At 41.8% G+C, this 2,189-nt stretch carries 4 protein-coding genes; 3 read left to right on the plus strand and 1 reads right to left on the minus strand.

Annotated features, from left to right (window positions below; translation table 11 throughout):
* Together QUA54_RS34040 and QUA54_RS34045 are read left to right on the plus strand one after the other, a co-directional pair.
* Nucleotides 1-175 (plus strand): IS1 family transposase (locus tag QUA54_RS34040; protein ID WP_333419426.1); only part of this gene is annotated, 175 nt, incomplete at its 5' end.
* On the plus strand, nt 144-494 hold the full coding sequence (locus tag QUA54_RS34045; RefSeq protein ID WP_333419420.1) for a tyrosine-type recombinase/integrase: 351 nt from the start codon (nt 144-146) through the stop codon (nt 492-494). The genes QUA54_RS34040 and QUA54_RS34045, both read left to right, overlap by 32 nt.
* Before the next feature lie 363 nt (nt 495-857).
* Here the strand turns inward: QUA54_RS34045 and QUA54_RS34050 are convergent, their stop codons facing one another.
* Nucleotides 858-1,127: a transposase gene (locus QUA54_RS34050; RefSeq protein ID WP_333419422.1), complete on the minus strand. Its 270-nt coding sequence runs from the start codon at nt 1,125-1,127 to the stop codon at nt 858-860.
* 582 nt (nt 1,128-1,709) lie between these two features.
* Between QUA54_RS34050 and QUA54_RS34055 the strand changes: the two genes are divergently transcribed.
* Nucleotides 1,710-2,087, plus strand: coding sequence for a hypothetical protein (locus QUA54_RS34055; protein ID WP_333419424.1), 378 nt, complete (start codon nt 1,710-1,712; stop codon nt 2,085-2,087).
* The last annotated feature ends 102 nt before the right edge of the window (nt 2,088-2,189 follow it).

Below are 2,189 nucleotides of genomic sequence, written 5' to 3' on the forward strand. Positions count from 1 at the left end.
AGTAGGAAAGGAGACTGGTCTGACAAACTATATAGAAAGATTTAATAATACGGCGAGACAAAGAATATCTAGATTGGTGAGAAAAACTCTTTCATTCTCCAAAAAAATCTCCAATCATCTTGGGGCTATTTGGTATTTTATTCATGAGTATAACGCCAGTTTATCTATCAATTAAAACCCTGGATTTTCCTTGCTATGCAGGACTACCGCTTTTTATAGCACTTGACTCGGCTCACAGCGGACACAGACTTAGTGGCGACGGTATCTGCAAAATGGTTGTCCGCCACAGCGAAAGTGCTGGTATTAAAAAGCAGATGTCCCCTCACCGCATCAGACACAGCGCTATCACAGCGGCGCTGGACGCAACAGATGGGGATGTGCGGAAGGTTCAGAAACTCAGCAGGCACAGGAATTTAAATACGCTCATGATATACGACGACAACCGGGGGCGCGACCAACAAGACGTTACCGAATTGCTCGATGGGATGTTTTGAGAAAAAAAATCCCCAACTTTCGATTAGTTAAAGTTCAATAGGATTAAAATAGGCGAGAGTATGGAGATAAACAAATAACACTCGCACCTACAGCTTGAATCATCGGTACAATTGATGCTACAGCGTTTTCCGATGTTATGAGGTACAATAGCAACAGTTAGCTTTCCCAATTTCTTAAATGCTGAGGATTTATTAAATTGAGGGCAACTGCTATTATTCTATCAATCATAGATGCGTTAGTTGGAGCGAACCTCCGCAAAAAAGATTTGAGTTGTGACCACCAGAGTTCAATAGGGTTAAAATCAGGAGAGTAAGGAGATAAACAAATAACACTCGCGCCACAGATTCAATCATTGGTACAATTTATGCTAGTTTATGAGCGGGTAAATTATTCATCACTATTACCGCTCCGGCCCACAATTGAGGACATAAAAATTTCTCAATAAACACGGCAAATGCCTGTCCATCCATTGACTCATTCATGGTCATTAATGCCAACACTTTGTTAATACTAATGGCGCCAATTGCGGTAACTTTTGCAGCTCGATAAAATGGTTTAAGTTCGGTTACTCTTGTTTCCAGTTGTGAACGAGCATGAGTTCTGTTCAAACGAGCGTATAATCCCGGTTTCATCCAAAAATACGAGGTTTTATGGCTCGATGTGTTTAATTTTTTCCCAATACTCCAATCTTAATTTTTGGACTCTTTCTGTCGCGGCTTGGTTACTGTACCAAGTTTTTTTTTTGCGAATTAATCCTAATTTCTGCCGCGCAGCGACAGATTGCCGACCGACTTACGCCATTTCCGGTATGAAAGTGCAAATAATTCACACAATTCTAGCTGCATTGGCATCTGGATGATCTGCCACCAGTGCTTTGACCTCTTCTTCCGCATTCGTCAGATGACTGAATTGGGGTTTTCCTCTCTGTTTGGGCTGTAAATCTCCCTCGGTTTGTTCTTGCTCGTGCCTGTTTTTGGACTAGACTTTTACACTCCAGCAAACCTGGTGGCTACTTTCCTCGCTTGACATCTTTTCTGCCAAATGTGCCTTCACTATTTTTTGTCGGAGATCGACGGAAGATGCTTTCCGACGCTTTGACTACAACAATTATGTTTTATTGTACCTCATAACAGCGGAAACCGCTGTTAATTCCGTGCGATCGCGGATGGCAGTGCAGCAGAAATAGGAGAAACTGATAGATAGGTTAAATAAAAATGAGCGAAATAAACAAGGTCGCTGGCAGTTTCAGAAGCTCTGAATCCAAGGCTGTATCTACCCCTAAAGTAACTTTTGGAGGACGCAATATGTTGGCTTCTTTAAGGGAAACGACTCGCGCCTCGGAATACGCAAATTCCTCATCCAAAAGCTTTGTATTCAAGGACTCCAGCATCACTGAAGGTGGATATTTTGTTTCCAGAATTTTAGCTGGGGAATCTGACTGCATCGATAAAATTACCTCGGCACTTCAAAAATATGCCTCTATCCTTAGAGAGATTGACAAAGTTCGCACAACTTCTGAAGGCCGCTCGCGCCAACTGCAATTAGGCTCTGTTATCCTCAGTTCAGATTACCTCGATCCATACAAAAGTTAATTGCCAAAATCGCATAGTTATCAAATAAGCTTGATGAGATAACTCCGGGGTGTATCTACTAATAATGCCCTTAATGGAGTCTCCAATATGAGTTCTAAATTC

The sequence above is a fragment of the Microcoleus sp. MOSTC5 genome, assembly GCF_036701825.1.
In the GTDB taxonomy this organism is placed as follows: Bacteria; Cyanobacteriota; Cyanobacteriia; order Cyanobacteriales; family Microcoleaceae; genus Microcoleus; species Microcoleus asticus.